This is a genomic window from Chitinophaga lutea (assembly GCF_003813775.1).
GTDB lineage: Bacteria > Bacteroidota > Bacteroidia > Chitinophagales > Chitinophagaceae > Chitinophaga > Chitinophaga lutea.
Window position 1 is genome coordinate 1,704,734 of the sequence record NZ_RPDH01000002.1, and the last position, 17,641, is coordinate 1,722,374.

Annotated in this window: 16 protein-coding genes and 1 riboswitch; of the genes, 8 read left to right on the forward strand and 8 right to left on the reverse strand. The window is 52.4% G+C overall.

The features are described from left to right. Window positions 1-14: 14 nt before the first annotated feature. From EGT74_RS19115 to EGT74_RS19125, 3 genes are all read right to left on the reverse strand, one after another. Window positions 15-3,392 (reverse strand): TonB-dependent receptor, encoded by a 3,378-nt coding sequence (locus EGT74_RS19115; protein WP_158618226.1) that lies wholly within the window; start codon window positions 3,390-3,392, stop codon window positions 15-17. Window positions 3,393-3,608: 216 nt separating this feature from the next. Beyond that, window positions 3,609-4,778 (reverse strand): FecR family protein, encoded by a 1,170-nt coding sequence (locus EGT74_RS19120; RefSeq protein ID WP_123848168.1) that lies wholly within the window; start codon window positions 4,776-4,778, stop codon window positions 3,609-3,611. A gap of 86 nt (window positions 4,779-4,864) precedes the next feature. Next, entirely contained in the window at window positions 4,865-5,443 is a 579-nt protein-coding gene (locus EGT74_RS19125; RefSeq protein ID WP_123848169.1) for an RNA polymerase sigma factor, read from the reverse strand. A 508-nt stretch (window positions 5,444-5,951) separates the two neighbouring features. Between EGT74_RS19125 and EGT74_RS19130 the strand changes: the two genes are divergently transcribed. Continuing rightward, the gene (locus EGT74_RS19130) at window positions 5,952-6,338 is read left to right on the forward strand and encodes a VOC family protein (protein ID WP_123848170.1); all 387 of its coding nucleotides are present in this window, start codon (window positions 5,952-5,954) and stop codon (window positions 6,336-6,338) included. Between the two features lie 164 nt (window positions 6,339-6,502). Here the strand turns inward: EGT74_RS19130 and EGT74_RS19135 are convergent, their stop codons facing one another. The 5 genes from EGT74_RS19135 to EGT74_RS19155 form a co-directional block, all read right to left on the reverse strand. Continuing rightward, complete coding sequence (locus tag EGT74_RS19135) at window positions 6,503-6,958, reverse strand: MaoC family dehydratase (protein ID WP_123848171.1); 456 nt, start codon at window positions 6,956-6,958, stop codon at window positions 6,503-6,505. Window positions 6,959-7,248: 290 nt separating this feature from the next. Beyond that, window positions 7,249-7,623: a hypothetical protein gene (locus EGT74_RS19140; RefSeq protein ID WP_123848172.1), complete on the reverse strand. Its 375-nt coding sequence runs from the start codon at window positions 7,621-7,623 to the stop codon at window positions 7,249-7,251. Between the two features lie 11 nt (window positions 7,624-7,634). Beyond that, entirely contained in the window at window positions 7,635-8,552 is a 918-nt protein-coding gene (locus EGT74_RS19145) for an extracellular catalytic domain type 1 short-chain-length polyhydroxyalkanoate depolymerase (protein WP_123848173.1), read from the reverse strand. 31 nt (window positions 8,553-8,583) lie between these two features. Continuing rightward, window positions 8,584-9,876 (reverse strand): outer membrane protein assembly factor BamB family protein, encoded by a 1,293-nt coding sequence (locus EGT74_RS19150; RefSeq protein WP_123848174.1) that lies wholly within the window; start codon window positions 9,874-9,876, stop codon window positions 8,584-8,586. A gap of 25 nt (window positions 9,877-9,901) precedes the next feature. After that, window positions 9,902-10,111, reverse strand: a complete 210-nt coding sequence (locus EGT74_RS19155) for a hypothetical protein (protein WP_123848175.1) — start codon at window positions 10,109-10,111, stop codon at window positions 9,902-9,904. A 189-nt stretch (window positions 10,112-10,300) separates the two neighbouring features. Here EGT74_RS19155 and EGT74_RS19160 point away from each other — a divergent pair, with 189 nt between their 5' ends. The 7 genes from EGT74_RS19160 to EGT74_RS19190 all read left to right on the forward strand — a co-directional run bounded on the left by EGT74_RS19160 (window position 10,301) and on the right by EGT74_RS19190 (window position 17,630). Beyond that, window positions 10,301-11,308: a sensor histidine kinase gene (locus tag EGT74_RS19160; protein WP_123848176.1), complete on the forward strand. Its 1,008-nt coding sequence runs from the start codon at window positions 10,301-10,303 to the stop codon at window positions 11,306-11,308. After that, window positions 11,305-12,081 (forward strand): LytR/AlgR family response regulator transcription factor, encoded by a 777-nt coding sequence (locus tag EGT74_RS19165; RefSeq protein WP_123848177.1) that lies wholly within the window; start codon window positions 11,305-11,307, stop codon window positions 12,079-12,081. The genes EGT74_RS19160 and EGT74_RS19165 overlap by 4 nt, the downstream gene beginning before the upstream one ends. A 132-nt stretch (window positions 12,082-12,213) precedes the next feature. Beyond that, window positions 12,214-12,413: riboswitch (cobalamin riboswitch) on the forward strand. Between the two features lie 122 nt (window positions 12,414-12,535). Next, complete coding sequence (locus EGT74_RS19170; protein ID WP_158618227.1) at window positions 12,536-14,521, forward strand: TonB-dependent receptor plug domain-containing protein; 1,986 nt, start codon at window positions 12,536-12,538, stop codon at window positions 14,519-14,521. Window positions 14,522-14,550: 29 nt separating this feature from the next. Next, entirely contained in the window at window positions 14,551-15,120 is a 570-nt protein-coding gene (locus EGT74_RS19175; protein ID WP_123848179.1) for a DUF6580 family putative transport protein, read from the forward strand. Window positions 15,121-15,226: 106 nt separating this feature from the next. After that, window positions 15,227-15,763 carry a bifunctional adenosylcobinamide kinase/adenosylcobinamide-phosphate guanylyltransferase gene (locus EGT74_RS19180; protein ID WP_123848180.1) on the forward strand — a complete coding sequence of 179 codons (537 nt, stop codon included), beginning with the start codon at window positions 15,227-15,229 and terminating at the stop codon, window positions 15,761-15,763. Next, entirely contained in the window at window positions 15,760-16,821 is a 1,062-nt protein-coding gene (gene cobT / locus EGT74_RS19185; protein ID WP_181954759.1) for a nicotinate-nucleotide--dimethylbenzimidazole phosphoribosyltransferase, read from the forward strand. The genes EGT74_RS19180 and cobT overlap by 4 nt, the downstream gene beginning before the upstream one ends. Then, a complete protein-coding gene (locus EGT74_RS19190; RefSeq protein ID WP_123848181.1) occupies window positions 16,818-17,630 on the forward strand; it encodes an adenosylcobinamide-GDP ribazoletransferase in 813 nt (270 codons plus the stop codon). The genes cobT and EGT74_RS19190 overlap by 4 nt, the downstream gene beginning before the upstream one ends. Window positions 17,631-17,641 lie beyond the last annotated feature (11 nt).

The window sequence follows — 17,641 nt, forward strand, 5'->3', positions numbered from 1 at the left end:
CTATTTTCAATTCATTAAAATGTAAACTCTGCACCGGCTGTGAAGGACCTGGATTGTGGATAAGTCAGTCCTGCCGTACCATTTCCCTGTTCGGGATCCCAGTATTTGAGTTTGTCCCAGGTTAACAGGTTGTAACCCAGCAGATAAACACGGGCATTGCTTATTCTCAGTCTGTTCAACATTTTTCTAGGGATGCTGTAACCTAATTCAGCGTTTTTCAAGCGCATGAAACCGGCATCACGCAACCACCATGTACTGGGTACTACATTGTTGGTAAATTTCTGGCTTCTCAGGCGCGGGAACAGCACCTGCTGGTTGTCTCCTTTTCCTTCCCGCCACCTGTCACGCGCCATAGTGCGTACATTTGATTCATCCATCCCCCGTTCATAGGGAAAAAGCAATCCTTCACCGTTTTCCAAAACGACGGAAGTGTTAGCGATCCCGGTAAAGAAACAGTTAATGCTAAAGCCTTTGCACTCATAACCAACGCCAAAACCGTAAGTGATTTCAGGGGTATAGGGATGACTTTCATATTTGGACTGATCAAACTGGTTAATTAATCCATCCCCGTTCAGGTCTTTGTACTTAATGTCTCCCGGGCGCACATCAGGGTTAAAGTAATTCTGGTTAGCCACGTCTTTCTTTAACTGGTAAACGGGATTGCCGCCCGGAACGGTAGTAATATCGAAATCACTGTCCCGGAACAAACGTTCCGCCACCCAGATATTGGGCATATTTAAGCGATTGCCGGTAGATGCCATCCACGGGAAAAGCGGCATGAGCTCATCCATCTCAATGACCTTGTTGCGGGCATAGGTAAAGTTGCCTCTGAATGTCACCATTGAAGATTGTCCCAGTGACTGACGGAAATTAATATTCGCCTCAACGCCTTTGTTCGTCACTTTCCCGAAATTCTGAAAAGGTGATTGCCGGAATCCCGCTGCCGCGGACACCGAGCGGCGCTGTACCAGTATATCGTACCTGTTGTTATCAAAATAGTCTGCGTTGATGTTCAGTTTGTTACCGAAAAATCCCAGTTCAATGCCGTAGTTCCTTTTGGTTTCGGTTTCCCAGGAAAGATGCGGGGCGCTGAAGCGATCTTCGGCGAGGCCGGAATAGCTGTTCAAACGGCCTCCTGCATTGTATCCAAAGGTGGCGCCGCGGATATCCGAGCTGGTGAATCCGCCTCTGTACAGAAACCGCTGGTTGCCATAATAATCGTTTCCGGTTAGCCCATACGAAAAGCGGAGTTTCATGTTCGAAAGCACATTCCTCAATGCTTCCGGGTAAAACGGTTCGTTGCTGGCTATCCAGGCGACACCGGCAGCGGGGAACACACCGTACCGGTAACCTTCAGCAAAGGCTTCGGAGCCGGTTATCCCTACGTTTACTTCTATGGAGTAGCGCCTGTCATAAGCATACGTTAACCGGCCCACATAGGCCATTTTTCTGAAGGGAAGGCGATCGCTGCTTACCTGCGATTCCTTTTGGTAGGCCAGGGCCATGCCTGTTACATCATGCTTCTGCGCAAATTGCCTGGTATAATTCAGCGATGCCTCCAAATAAATATTTTTAGTGGAACTCTGGCTTGTACCGGCATCCGTCAACTGGTCGGTACCCGATTTAATTTGCGTATACTTCAATTTGTCGTTGGCATCCCTGCCGGTAGCAAAGTAGGTATTGATCGATTTACCGGAACGGACGTTATAGTTTCCATAGAAATCATAACTCGCGCTTACTTTCGCTGAAAGCCCCGGAGTGATCATGTTGAGCTTTTGCTCCAGATCCACTCTTGATTGAATATTGGTTCGGAACTCATTGGTATACCCGGAATGATTTAACTGGTTAAAGGGGTTAACCCGGTTGTTACTGGAACGTGGATGATCGGCCAGTTTTCCATCCGAATAGACTGCGGGAAACAAATAAGAAGGGGTGATGGTTGCGCTGGTAAAGATAGTGCCGGCGCCTACGCCCGGATAATTTGTTTCGAGGTACTGGCCGCTTAGGTCGACCCGCAATAAAGTGGAAGGAGATACGTCAATGTCGATGTTACTCCTGAGATTATACCGCTTCAGATCAATATTGCTGCTGTACTGCGCTAACGCATTATTCTTAAACAATCCGCTTTCTTTGTAATAACTGCCCGCGACAAAAAAACGCGCTTTACTGGTGCCACCCCGGAAGGTCAGGTTATGGCGCATATTGTTCGTATGATCGCGCATCAGCATATCCAGCCAGTTTACGTCCGGATAGAGATCGGGATCAGCATGGTTCCTGTATTTTTCGATTAGTTGCTCATCAATAATAGGCGCTTTCCCTTCGTTGCGAAGCGCCTCGTTGTAAGTAGACAAATACTCGGCCGAGCCAACGAATTCAGGCATTCTTAATGGCGTTAAAACGCTGTATTCCCCGCGGTACGTAATCTCAGTCTTCTGAATACGGCCTCTTTTAGTTGTGACCAGGATCACCCCGTTGGCGCCCTCAGCACCAAACACCGCGGTAGCCGCAGCATCTTTCAAAATGCTGAAAGTGGCTATCTCGTTCGGATCAATATCGTTGAAGTTGCGCGGTACGCCGTCTACAAGGATCAACGGATTTTGAGCGCCATTGTAGGTACTGATACCCCTGATCCAAAAGGTAGCATTGTCATAACCCGGCTCTCCGCTCCGTTGAAACGAAATAATGCCGGGCAATTGCCCTTGCAGGTTATTGCTCAGATTGCGGCCGCCGAATTTCAGTTCTTCCCCGCTGACAGTGCTGACCGAACTGACCACGCTTGTCTTTTTCTGTGTGGCATACCCCACTACGACCACATCCGTATTAAGCGTTACGACCTTTTGCGCCAGTTTTATAAAAATATCGTCATTGTTTTTAACCTCGTAGTTGATATTTTCATAATTCATGTGCGTAATGACCAATTTATCGTCCAGCGACACTTTCAGGGTAAACCGCCCCTCCGGGTTGGTCTGGGTGCCTATCCCGGAATTGCGGTTTAAAATGGAAACGCCGGGGATGGGGGTATTGTCTTCCGCATTGGTGATCGTCCCTTTGATGGTAAACGTATCGGCTGCATGGTGTGGCGGCTGGTAACCCGGAGCCCTTATTTTGATGATTGTAATGGTCTTGTTTTGTACGGCGAAATCCAATCCCTCATATTTCAGGATTCTTTTCAAAACGTCCGCTATGTCTGCATCCTGCACCCGCATAGTGACCGGCTTCGCATTTTTTAGAATAGCGGCATCATAGAAAAATACATAACCGGTTTGCCGTTTGATCTCTAGTAATACCTTCTCAATTCTGGCATTCTTCTCCCGCAACGTGACTTTCTGGGCGAAGCCGTTGGCGCTTGCGGTAAGACAGGCAGAGATAAGAAAAAATGCGGCGATTTTCATACACAGCAATAATTTTGGCGGTACCGCAACATATTTGCGGTAAAGAGCGCTTAAATTCATAACTTGGTTTTGGTTTTAGGTGATACTGTTCATAGTCTTTTCCGGGACTTATTTTAATGGGGTCGCCTAAACTATTCGCAGGGAAGTGCGTCCAACACTTTCCTGTTTTTATTTTGACAGCCCTGATTTTGGTCGTTTAAATCGCCTGCTTTTAACTCAGCGGAGCACAATAATTTTCCTGCCCTGAATTTTAAAATGGATATTATTCTGTTCTAATATCTTCAGCACCTGTGAAAGGTGTAAATCTCTTTCTATTTCTCCAACAAACTCCCTGGATGGAATGTCACTGCCATACATCACTTCCACATCATACCACCTGGCCAGCTGCCGCATAACGGCCTTGATATCCGAGTTTTCAAACATGAATTTTCCGCTTGTCCAGGCAACAACGTTGTCCACATTCACAGACCTGACGGTTACCTCGTTGCTGGCATATTGCGTGGCCAATTGCTCCCCGGGCTTCAGCAACCTGGTAACATTGCCGGAAACTATTCTCACGGCGCCGTTCAGCAGTGTTGTGCTCACCATTGGCTCATCCGCATAGGCATTCACATTGAAGCGGGTACCCAGTACTTTGATCTCCTGTCTGGCAGCTTTTACGATAAATGGCGCAGTAGCATCATCGGCCACTTCAAAGTAAGTTTCACCCGTTACTTCCACCACCCGTTCATGCCCGGCAAAGGTAACGGGATATCGGATGGAAGAGCCCGCATTCAGCCAGACTTTCGTGCCATCCGACAGGACTATCCGGAACTGCCCACCGAGCGGGGTGCTCAGGGTATTATAAGCGACTGCCGGCCCCCGTTCTTCCTCATCATACTGCAAACTCCCGCCCTGTTTGCGCACGACCGTCGCTCCCTGCCGGATCACCTGGTTTCCGGCGCTGTCCAATGTAACTTTGGAGCCGTCTGATAAGATAAGAACGGCTTTGTTCTGGCCGGGCGGGACATCCTGTAGCCGGGCAACCGCTTCTGCGGGTTGGGCCCTATTGCGATAAACGGGGAAATAAATACTTCCCAAGACCATCACTCCAGCTAATATGGCCGCTGCGGCCCATCCCCAGCGGCGTAAAGATGGCTTGCCGCGCATTGGGTAGGATAAGTCTGCATCACTGTGAGCCGTTAATTGAATCGCATTATATATGATGTCCCGTGTAGCCTCATCACCCAGCGGCTGAATGGCAGGATCATGCAAATCCCTGTCCAGCTGCTCCGCCAGCTGTTTTTCATATACAGGCAGCCACTTAAAAAAAAGGGCTTTGTCCACCGGAGCAAGGGTCCCCTCCCTGTATGCTATTAAAAGTTGCTGAAATTCTTCTTGCGTCATTTTCCCACATTTTGATGCTTTCCTGTATTATAGACGCATTCAGATAGGAGTTGTAGGGATATGCCTCAAAAAAAACTTAATAGGGGTTAAAGAATAAAAAGAGCTATGATAGCCGGCAATTCATGCAGGTGCGCTGCCAGGTATTTACGGATAGATTTCAGGGCCAGGCTCATATATTCCCTGGCCGTAGCATAGGAGATGTTCATTTGAGCAGCAATTTCCTTTAAGGGCATTTCTTCTTTCCGGCTGAGTTGAAACACCTTTTTCTGCTGTGCCGGGAGCGCTTGTACCGCCTTTTCAATAGCTTCTGTCACCTCCTTGATATGCAGCAAACCGTCTGGGGAGGCGCCCCGTTCAGGTATATGTAACATCGCCTCCGTATTGTAACTACATTCAGCGGCTTTTTTGCGAAGGCGGGAAATGAGATAATTCCTGGCGGTTACATACAGGTACCCTCCGGGGTTTTCAATGTGCTGCATCGAAGTGCGGCTTGCCCAGAATTTCTCAAAAATATCCTGCACGGCGTCCTGTGCTACCAATACACTTTTCAGGTATTGCAAGGCCATCGTATAAACATTGTTCCAATGCGCATTATAAAATTCACGGAAGGCCCTCTCATCTCCACCCGCTATCCGCAAAAGCAATTGCTGCTCGTTATGTACCACGCTGTTTGGCAATTAGGTAGTCTGTTTTCGGTTTTGGATAAATTTAAACAAAAGGTTCGTATTGGTGTATGTTATTTCAAGCATTGCAGGATTAGCATGAAGCCGATACGATTTTGTTCGCTCCTGATATTTTCTTCTCCAATTTACATCCTGTTGAATGATAAAGTAGACGACACCACTGCATCTTTCTGTGGAATCACTTAAAATGTCCCCGAAAAGTCGGTCACTCCTTGGGGACATTACAGAAAAACGGACCCGACTCCCGCTGGAATGACCAGAATGTGATCAGGCCGCACAAGTTGCACTACCGATTGTTGATAACGTTGGCATAAAAACAACGGGGCGACGGATCGGTCATATTAACTAAAACCGGCACAAACAGCTATTTCGCGTAACCCATCGTACATCGCCCTGAAAATGGTCGCAAACTCCCCTTTTAAAGTCGCTTCCGTACCCCAGCTATCTCACCATCCCACGGTAACTTCGTTGTTAACTAAAAAGCATAGATATGAACCCGAAAATGATATGGGCCAATTTAACTGTCAGCGACCTGGACCGGACAACGAAATTTTATACGGCATTGGGATTTAAACCCAACGGGAGATCTGACGAGCTGACCAGCTTTTTTGCAGGCGGTAACAACTTCATCATGCACTTCTTTTTGAAAGACAAGCTGAAAGCGAATGTGGAGATTGAAATTTCCGATGCGCACATTGCGAACGAAATCATCTTTACCCTTTCCGCCGAAAGCAAAGACGAGGTGAACGAATGGGAGCAGGAAGTCCAGAACGCCGGCGGAAAAATCGTGTCAAAAGCCAAAGCGTTTGGAGCGGGATATTACGGCCTTGTATTTGCCGACCCCGACGGGCATAAATTCAACGTGTTTCATATGTGAATACGCCGCTGGAGCATGACAGGCGATCACTTTCAACCGGCAGCTGCCTTCGGGCGGATAAGCGCGAAATCAGTGCCGTGTTGAAGATCGACGTAAATTCCGTGAATGGTTTGAGGATGGAATATTGCGTGGTGTTGATCGCTATTGCTTTTCCTTTACACGCCTCAGAAGTGATATAGAAATACGACATCGCCGGTATAGGCCGGCTTTGTTTTGCCTTTAATACTGAGCGTGGCGGCGATCACCACTTTCGTAACACCTCTTAAATCCACTATGGATTTGAGTTTCGCTGATAATTGCACTTCATCGTTCACCAGCACCGCCTGGCCAAACTTGAACTGCTCTATGCCGTAGTTTATTTCCATTTTAACATTACGGATGTCTGCGATCTGCTTCCATAAATATGGAATCAACGCCAGGGTCAGGTAGCCGTGGGCGATAGTGCTTTTGAAAGGCCCTTCGTTTTTGGCTCTTTCTTCGTCCGTATGGATCCATTGATGATCAATTGTTGCATCTGCGAACTTGTTGATCTGCTCCTGGTCTATTTTATGCCACTGGGAGCTGCCTATTTCTTTACCCTCGTATGCTTGATACTCCGCGAAACTATTAATGATTACCATATTTTATTGATTGTTCAAATTTACAAACACCCGGCGATACAATGTAGACCATCAGGACAACGAATTTAACCTACTCCTATTTCCTCAAATATCCAAAGATTATTTGCTTTTTCATATTTAATATTCATTATCCGGTCATTTGATCAACCCGTACCACTCCCCTTTGCCGGTACACAAAAGCATCCCGCCGGATAAAGTTGTATTATCGAACAGCCCCAAAAAACAGGCCGGCCTTTCTGCGCGGATGGCATTGGGCCGGCCCTGTTAACGGTGCTGGAATGGTATCGCGGCTACGACTTGTCCTGTGAGCCGCCGCGTGCTTTCGCGCGGTTCTTTTTCTTTTGTTCCCTGTAGTTTGTATACTGTTCTTCGGTCAGTATCTTTTTTAATGCCTTCTCCAGGTCTTCGTCCATGGCCTTGAACTTCTTCAGCTTCGACAGCCGGCTGCCGCCGCCGTCTTTCAGCGCGGCCACCTGCGCGGCAAACTGCTCGTTGGCGGCCAGCACCCTGGGATATTGTTCTTCGGTCAGCGACAGTTCGGTCTTCATTTTGTCCGTCATCTTCTGCGCGTGGCTTTTTTCCTGCGCATGCCCGCTCAAAGCGGCAAACAGGATGGTTACGGTTAAAATGAACGGGCAGATGGACAGCTGTTTTCTTTTTTGCATGTTGACAGGATTTACGGTAATGTATAATGATGAAAAAAATCCCAGATCACGTTGGTGGCGTTGATGGCGGTCGACGGCGCATCGGCGCCCGGCCTGCTTTTGGGGCCGCCGGGCCAGGAGTGGCCACCGTCTTTGGTGAGGTAACGGATCACGGTGGTCCCCTCACGGCAGTCCTTCCACCGGACAGCCGTATATTTTTCGTTGTCCGTCAAGGTCTCCGGCGCCTGCGCGCAGCCGTCAACGCCGGCCCATACCCGCAGGGCGGAATCTGCCGGCGGAAAATAATACCCGCCGATACCGATGCCGCCCCGGTAAGGCACGATCGTATCCAGTGCGGAATGTATGTGCAGCACCGGCACCGGCCTGGAGGGGGTGCAGGGCGCGGTAGTGATGAGCGTTCCGCTGACGGGCGCAATGGCGGCGATCTTCCCGGGTATTTCGCAGGCCAGGCGGTAGCTCAGCATGGCGCCGTTGGACATGCCGGTTACATACACCCTTTTGGGATTGACGCGATAACGGGCTACCAGGTCATCGATCAGGGTGCTGATGAACCTGACGTCGTCGATCCGGTTTTCCTCCGCATAACCGCAGCAGCCGCCGGCATTCCACGTCCTGATACCCAACGCGCCCCTGCTGCGTACACCGTCGGGGTAGGCTACTATGAACCCTGCCTGCGCGGCTTTCTGCGACCACCCGTAATCCTTTTTGCATTGTTCGCCGCTGCCGCCTGTTCCGTGCAAAGCAATGACCAGGTCAAAGCCGCTGCTGTCGTAATAACCGGACGGCAGGTCCAGGAGGAATGTGCGCTCCAGCCCGTCTACCGTGATCTGTTCGCGCAGGCTGAACGGGCGTTCCCCGTCGCTCTTTTCACAGCTCATGAAAACAACGGGCACGCATGCCAGCAAAAGTTGAAATACTAAACGTTTCATTATTCGTGTTTTGATTTTTTATTGACATGGTTTAATCCGGGCGGTAAGCAAACAGGAGCCCGTTGAAGGTGGGCACGTAGACGTTGCCTTCCGGACCGATGGTGGTGCCGACGGTGAACAGGCCCTTTCCCGGCAGGCGTTCCCGGTCGAGCTCCCGGCCTGTGAGCACATCCACCACCAGCAGGTCGTAGCTGAACCTTTCGCTGCCGGCGGCCACCGTCGGATACACCAGTTTGCCGGCTACCTGTGTGGCCACGCCGCGGTTCTGCAGCGCCTCGTTACGCCATACCAGCGCTGCATGGTCGCCGGCATCCCGGATGCATAACAATGGGGCGTTACCCCCTCCTGCCGGCATGATGTATCCGTCGGGTGAAGTGGACTGGCTACCGCCGGGCTCATAGCCGATATCGTATTCCCAGATGGTGGCGCCCGTTTCCGCGTTCATGGCAAACAGGCCGCCCGTGTTGGCATTGACGTATATGCGCGAGCCGTCAGCGGAGATGTCCGGACTGGAAGCGCTGCCTCCCGGCAGTGCGCTGGTTTCCCATAACTTTTTTACAGCCGGGCCGCCTTCTTCCGTATACCGCATGCCCCATAAGGCGGCCTGCGGCGTGCCCGGTTTCCAGTAGGTAAAGAAAAAGCGGCCGCTCCGCTGGTCGAAAGCCAGGGTGTTGGCGCAGGGGCAGGCCTCGGTGCCGCGCATGCAGGCCTGCGGGTCGAAAGTGGAATCGGCGGGCATCCCGCCGGCCAGGCTGTACCGGTCGATCACCGCTTTGCCGGTATGCCTGTCGAGCACATACAGCAAACCGATATGGGTAATGAAGATCACCTTCCCGGTTTGCGTGAACTGCGCAGACAGGGGGAAGCCCGTGATGGGGGTTTCCCACAGCAGGCGGCCGGTATTGTCAAAGGCATGCATGGCCTCGTCGTCGGCCAGGTAGATGCGCCCTTCTTCGTCCAGCAGGGCGGAAGAAGCAACGGCGTATTGATTAACCGCGTCGGTACACCAGCGGGTGGCGCCGGTGCGGGCGTCCAGGGCATACAGGTGGCATCCTTCGGCGCTGGTGGTGACGTACACCTGCCCGTCCATGCCCGTGGTAGGGCCCAGGTTGATGGTGCCTTCGAATTTCCGCTGCCAGGCAAAGGCGATGTTCCTGGCGCCTTTCACCGGTGAGTAATCCGAGTTGTGGCCGTCTGCATGCGCCGCCGGCCAGCCGGGGCCGTATGCGGGGTCGCCGCTCCCGCCGTCTCCGCATCCCATCAGCCGCATGGAGGCCATCACGATGCAGGGCATGGCATAAAACAAAAATTTGTTCGTTCTCATAACTGTTCATTCGGGTTTAAACTTTTCAACGTATCACTATCCGGCGCCTTACGACCACCTTGGGCGCCACCACCGGCCCGGGTGCTATAACGACGCGCGGGGCCACGGTTATACGAACGGGAGGAGCCGCTACGATTACCCTGGGAACCGGCGGCCTTACCACCACCCACTGGGCTTTGACTGTTCCTGTGAAACTGCCTGACAGGAAGATCAGGGAGATGAATACTTTTTGCATGAGCATTTTCTTTTTAAGACGTTCCGGGAGGAAAGAAAGCAGGGCTCCGCAGATGAAAGGGACATTTTCGGGGATGAAGCGCCACGGCTACCGGCGGCTTCAACCGGGGCACGGTCGGTTCATGGGTCGGATTGTCCGTTTCATCCCGGCCATACCATACCTTACCGGTCTTTTCGATATTTTTGTGACATGACGCGATTTTATCCGCTTAAAGGCGCCGTGATCGCCGTTTTCATCGCCCTGCTGGGGCAGGTGCTGCGGGCGCACCGGGAAGAGATGTTATCTTCCTGGTCCACTTTCCCGGCTTCTTTCGCCAATGCTTTCTTCAGCTGGTTATGGATACAGTATATCATTCAACGGAACCGGCCGGCCGGCTACGGATGGAAAGCCCTGGTGTCGGTAACCGGTTGTATCGTCATCTCGATAGCGCTCTTTTACCTGTTGCGCGACGTGGCGGAGGTCAGGAACCGTATAGAAGCGCTGCAAATGGGCATGCGGGCCGTTTACGGCGTACTGGCCGCCAGGGGGTTGGTGGTGGGCGGTTTTTTATACTTCATCGCTTTCCTGCTACAGATGGCTGCCGTGAGCCAGCAGCCCAAACTGGAAAATGAACGCCTGAAGCAGGAGAACCTCCAGGCGCGGCTGAGCCTTTTGCAGGAGCAGATCAGTCCACACTTCCTGTTCAATTCCCTCGGCACCTTGCGCAGTATGGTGGAGGAACCGGCGGCCAGGGAGTTCATCCAGCGGCTCTCTGAAGTGTACCGTTACCTGCTGGGCAGCCGTATGGCCGACCTGGTGGAGCTGCGGGTAGAGCTGGATTTCATCGGGGCCTACCTCCATATACTCCGGGAACGTTTTGAAGACGCCCTGGTGGCGGACATCCGGATCCCCCCGCAGTATCACCACAAAAAAATTCCGCCTGCCACCCTGCAACTGCTGATCGAGAACGCCGTGAAGCACAACGTAGCCACCGCCGAAACGCCCCTGCGAATCAGCATACATGCGGAAGCACCCGACCGGCTGGTGGTCAGCAATTCCCTGCAACGGAAAACCGCGGCCGGTGAAAACACGGGCACCGGCACCGGCCTGAGCAATATCCGTGAACGATACAGGATACTCGCCGGCCGCGACATCAACATAACCGAACAGTCCCGTGAATTTTCAGTAAGCGTTTTTTTATTAGATGGCAAACCATGAACATCCTGATCATTGAAGACGAAGCCAAAACGGCCAGAGAGCTGAAGGCCATGGCGCAGCGCCTGCATAAAGGCTTGCAGGTCACCGACATCCTGCCTACCGTAAAAGCCGCCGTAGCGTGGTTCCAAAACCATCCGCCGCCGGACCTCGTGCTTTCCGATATCCAGCTGGCAGACGGGCTTTGTTTCGAGATCTTCCGGAGCGTGACGGTTACATGTCCGGTCATTTTCTGCACCGCATTCGACCAATACGCCATACAGGCCTTCGAGGCGAATGGTATCGATTATCTGCTGAAACCGGTAGACGAAAGCCGGCTGGCCGGCAGCCTCCGCAAATACGAGCAACTGAAACAGGTCCTGGGCGGCCAGGGCGCGACCGCGAATGACCGCCTCTCTGCGCTGATGGCCCAACTGCAACCCCATTATAAAGGCAGCCTGCTCGTGTTCAGGAATGACAAGATCATCCCCGTAAAAACAGCAGACATGGCCTTCATCCATTCCGCCGGCGGCACGGTAACCGTATACACACGCGACCTGCAGACCTACCTCCTGAAGGAAACGCTGGACGAGCTGGAGCCGCAGCTCGACCCGCAACTGTTCTTCAGAGCCAACCGCCAGTTCATCATTCACCGTGATGCGCTGGTAATGGCCGAGCATTTTTTCAACAGGCGGCTGGTGGTGAAGCTGGATGTAGGCACTCCCGAGCGCATCGTGGTAAGCAAAACAAAGGCCCCGGCGTTACTGGCCTGGATGGAAGGGAAACCATTACACTGAAGGAAGGCGCCCGCCATGAGGAGCATTACTATTCAAGCCCGTTTCTACAAAGTTCCCTTCCCCGCATCCCCACCGGGTTGTTAATCGCCGGAATACCAAATAAAGAACACCGCAAACCCGAAACTCTTTATTACATTTGCACCCATAATTGGTTCCCAGCCTGTCAACGCGGGCCGGGATTAAAAGGGAAACCGGTGTAAATCCGGTGCTATCCCCGTAGCTGTAAGTTTCATCAAGCTGTTCATTCTCCACACCACTGTCCTCTCAAACCGGACGGGAAGGTCATGAACAAGGAAACGAGCCAGAAGACCTGCCGGTTATCGTCAACAACATCAACGAGCTTTCGGGTGAAAGGCCGGGGTGAAACCGTCTTACTGCAGGAGACATTTCATTTCTGTTTCGTATTCATTTTTTTTCCGAAGGCTCATAGTTCGTCAATTCAAAAACTATGAGCATGACAAAAAGGTTACTCACGTTATCGGCCCTGCTGGCGGCAATGCACGCGCAGGCGCAGGATTCAACCGCAACAAGAGCGCTGGATGAAGTAGTGGTCACCGCTACGAAGTATCCCAAAAAAACATCGGAAACGGGCAAGGTGATCTCCGTGATCACCCGCGAGCAGCTCGACCGGAGCGGCGGCAAAGACCTCTCCCAGCTATTGAATGAACAAACCGGCTTGTCTGTCAGCGGCGCCAACAGCAATCCCGGGAAAGACAAATCGATCTTCCTCCGTGGTGCAAAATCGGATTATACGCTCATCATGATAGATGGCGCTCCTGTTTATGATGCTTCCGGCTCCAGCAGCAACTTTGATTTCAGGCTGATGCCCGTGGAAAACATCGAACGCATAGAAATCCTGAAAGGCAGCCAGTCTACCCTCTATGGCTCCGACGCCGTGGCCGGTGTGATCAACATCATTACCCGGCAGGGCGACAGCAGGAAAATCATCGCCCCCTTCGCCTCCGCCGCCTATGGCAGCTACAACACGAGGAAACTCAACGCGGGCCTCAACGGCAGCGCCGATTTCTTCAATTATAACGTAGGCTTTACCCATTACAAAACAGACGGCTTCAGCGAATCCACCGACAAAAACAACACCGGCAAGTTCGATAAAGACGGCTATGAGCAAAACGCCTTCATGGCCAACCTTGGCTTCAGGGTTAAAAACGTCGCGAAAATAACGCCCTTCCTGCGTTACACGAAATACAACGGCCGGCTGGATGCGGATGCTTTCACCGACGACAAGGACTACACCTACAATTTATCCAACCTGCAGACGGGTGTCCGCAATGAACTGACGCTGGGCAAAGTGAAGCTGAACCTCCTGTACAACTTTACGGCCACCAAAAGGAATTACCTCAACGACTCCCTGATCAGGGAATCCGCCTTTGACGGCTATAGCAAAGGGTTCTATGAAGGGAAGGAACATTTCCTGGATGCGTATGTACATGTGCCTGTTCTGCCGGCGCTGTCCTTTACCGGTGGTATCGATTACCGCAGCGGGTTAACGGATGTAAAAACTTCCGGCGTATATAAATACGAGATGGGCGGCGTGGTGTACAGCGGCGAATATGCGGGCGCCATCCACTCCGATTCGGCCAAACAGAACCAGACCGGCGTATACGGCGCGTTCACGTATGCCGCCAAAGGGCTGAACATTGAAGCAGGCGGGCGGTTCAACCATCACTCCGTATATGGCAACAACGGCGTGTTCAACATCAATCCGTCTTACCTGATCAACCGGCAGTTCAAGGTATTCGCCAACATCTCCACCGCCTATAAAGTGCCTACGCTGTACCAGATGCATTCCGAATACAAGAACCCGTTCACCAGCCTGAATCCGGAGAAAGCGATTACGTACGAAGCGGGGCTGCAATACTATTCCACCACCAACCTGGTGAATGTGCGCACAGCCGTATTCAAGCGTGATGTAAAGGACGGCATTGCATTCTATACGGATCCCAATACGTTCAGGAGCTATTACATCAACCAGGACAAACAAAATGACTGGGGCTTTGAAATCGAGCCCACTTTCAACTTCCGCGACAAAGGCCAGCTGATCCTGTCCTATGCTTTTGTAGATGGAGAGGTGACCACTAAAAAGGGCGAAAAGGATACTTCCTATTTCAACCTGATACGCCGGCCCAAAAGCATCTTCAACGCCACGGCGAATTACAATATCACCAAAAACTTGTTTGTCAGCATCGGGGTACAAAGCTTCGGCAAGCGCAGCGACCTGGACTTCAGCACCGCTCCCGCTTCCGTTGTTTCGCTGAAGGCCTATACCCTGCTGAATGCGTACGTGGAATACCGGTTCTTCAACAATCAACTGAGGGTGTTTGCGGATGCCAAAAACCTCACCGACGTTGATTATACCGAAGTATATGGTTATAACGCCCAGGGGATAAACGTACAGGGCGGATTCAGGTTCAGCCTGTAGTTTTTCAGCCACTAACATCAATCAAACATATGCCAGTTTCAACATTTAGTCAGAGGAACGCAGTAATACTGCTCATCATTGCGGTTGTGGCGGCGATACGCCTGTTATCATTCCTGGATGCGGGCCCGCTGGCCTATTTTACGCCGTTGGGCGCCATGGCGTTATTCGGCGCGGCGCATTTCAGCGGTTATGTAAAACCATACGCCTTTCCGCTGCTCGCCCTTTTTATCAGCGACCTGGTACTGTCTTTCACCGTGTTCGCCGAATTCCGGACCGGCCTTTTATACAGCGGCTGGTACTGGACGTACCTGGCGTTCGCCCTGATGACGGTAGCCGGCAAGCTGATGCTGAAAGAGGTCACCATTTCCAGGCTGATAGCGGCCACTATCACCGCCACCCTGATTCACTGGCTGGTGAGCGACATTGGCGCCTGCGCGGTGGAAAACAAACTCACTTTCGCCTTTTACCTGAACCGCCTGGTCACCGCCATTCCTTATGAGCTCAATTTCCTGGGCGGCACTGCATTCTTCAGCGCTATCATGTTTGGCATATTTGAGCTGGCGCAACGAAAATATGCTTCATTGAAGCCTGCCCGGTAAACCCGGCAACCATGGCCGGTGGTCAGCAGCAGGCAGCGTTCTCCGCGGCTCTCTGTTGACCACCGGCTTTTAAGTAACAGTATCCTTACAAAGAAATTTCTATCGGATGTCAACAATCGATCCGCAGCCCGGCATCATTTTTATTACGGGAGGCGCCCGCAGCGGCAAAAGCCGCTACGCACAGGATCTCGCGCTGCAGTTGAGCGCATCCCCCGTTTACGTTGCTACCGCCCGCCATTGGGACGGGGATTTCCAGCAACGCATCAGGCGGCACCAGGATGACCGCGACGGGCGCTGGACCTCGCTCGAGGAAGAAAAACACATCAGCCGGCTTGACCTGACGGGCAAGGTTGCCGTCATCGACTGTGTGACGCTCTGGCTCACCAATTTTTTCGTGGACAGTAAATACAATGTGGACGAATGCCTCGCGGCATGCAAACAGGAAATCAGCCAGCTATCGCAGCAGGCAGGCGCCTTCATTATCGTCAGCAATGAAATCGGCATGGGCGTGCATGCCGAAACGGCCATCGGCCGTCAATTCACGGACCTGCAGGGATGGATGAACCAGTACATCGCTTCACTGGCCCGCCGCGTCGTGTTCATGGTGAGCGGGATACCCATGGAGATCAAAAACATATCATGACAACAAATGCCGCTACACTGCGGGAGCAGCTCCTGCACAAGATCAACAATAAAACAAAACCGCTCGGCTCGCTGGGCCTGCTGGAAACCATCGCCATGCAGGTAGGGATGATACAGGGCACCACCTCACCGGCGATCAATCAACCACATATCGTTGTATTTGCCGGCGATCACGGCATTGCCGAGACCGGGCTGGTAAACCCCTACCCGCAGGCGGTAACGGCGCAGATGGTGCTGAACTTCCTGAACGGCGGGGCCGCCATCAATGTGTTCTGCCGGCAGCACAATATTACTTTACACGTGGTGGATGCGGGAGTCAACCATGCCTTTGGCCCTGCTCCAGCCGGGCAAAGCGGGGATCGCTTCATCGATGCAAAAATGGGTCTTGGTACCGCCAACTATCTCGAAGGGCCGGCGATGAGTGAAACCACCGCCACCGCCGCCATCGAAAAAGGAAAATCCATCGTACAGGCCATAGCGGGCAGCGGGGGCAACTGCGTCGGTTTTGGTGAAATGGGCATCGGCAACACATCGTCCGCTTCCCTTATCATGAGCGCTGTTACGGGTATTCCTCTTGCTGCCTGTGTCGGGCGGGGCACAGGTGTCAATGACGAACAGCTGCAAACGAAAATAAACACCCTCGGACAGGCATATGCGCTACACCGGCTGCCCGAACTTCGTCACCAGCCCGTTGCCCTGCTCTCCAGGGTGGGCGGTTTCGAGATCGCGATGATGGCGGGGGCTTATCTCCAGGCGGCGGAAGAAAAAATGGTGATCGTGGTGGATGGGTTTATCGCTTCCGCAGCGTTGCTGCTGGCGCAGCTGATCAATCCTTCCGTTGTTTCCCATTGCATCTTTGCGCATACCAGCGGAGAGCAGGGCCATGAAAAAATGCTGCAACACCTGCAGGCCACCACTTTACTGCACCTCGGCATGCGATTGGGAGAAGGCACCGGCGCCGCGCTGGCTATTCCGTTGATCCGGTCGGCTGTTAATTTTTTACAGGAGATGGCGTCGTTCGAATCCGCCGGCGTATCCAACATTGAGGCTACAACATGAAAAAAGAACTGCGTATATTCTTTACGGCATTGATGTTTCTTACCCGGTTGCCCGTACCGAAATTCACCGATCACTCGCAGGAGTACCTGGAAAAATCGGCGCGGTATTTCCCGCTCGTAGGCTGGATCGTGGCTGCTATCAGCGGCATTACCTTTCTTGTATTCAATCACCATGTAGGGGAAAACATTGCCATCCTGGCATCCATCGTGGCGGGCGTCTTTACGACCGGGGCTTTTCACGAAGACGGTTTCGCCGATGTGTGTGACGCCTTTGGCGGCGGATGGACCAAAGAAAAGATCCTTGCCATCATGAAAGACAGCCGGCTGGGCACATACGGCGTGACAGGCCTGACCGGCATACTGGCCGCGAAATTCCTGCTGCTGAAAGAGCTGGCTGCGTTCACGCCCGGCATGCATACCTCCTTCCTTGATATTGTTTCCCGCTACCAGCCTTTTTTGCTGGTACTGGTGGCAGCGCATGCCCTCAGCCGGCTGATGGGTGTATGGACCATCTATCTTTTCGACTATGTAACCGATCCCGACGGCAGTAAATCAAAACCGGTCACCAGCCTCAAACCCTCGTGGGCGACCCTGCTCCTGGCCAGTCTCTTCGCATTGTTCCCGTTTATTTTCCTGCCCTGGCAGTTCGCACTGGCCATCGTTCCGGTAGTGCTGATCGCTTACCGCCTCGCCAGGTATTTTAAAAAATGGATCGGGGGATATACCGGCGATTGCCTCGGCGCCATCCAGCAGGTGAGCGAACTGACCTTTTACCTCGCGGCAATAATCGTGTGGCGGTATATTGGCTGACGGTAAATATT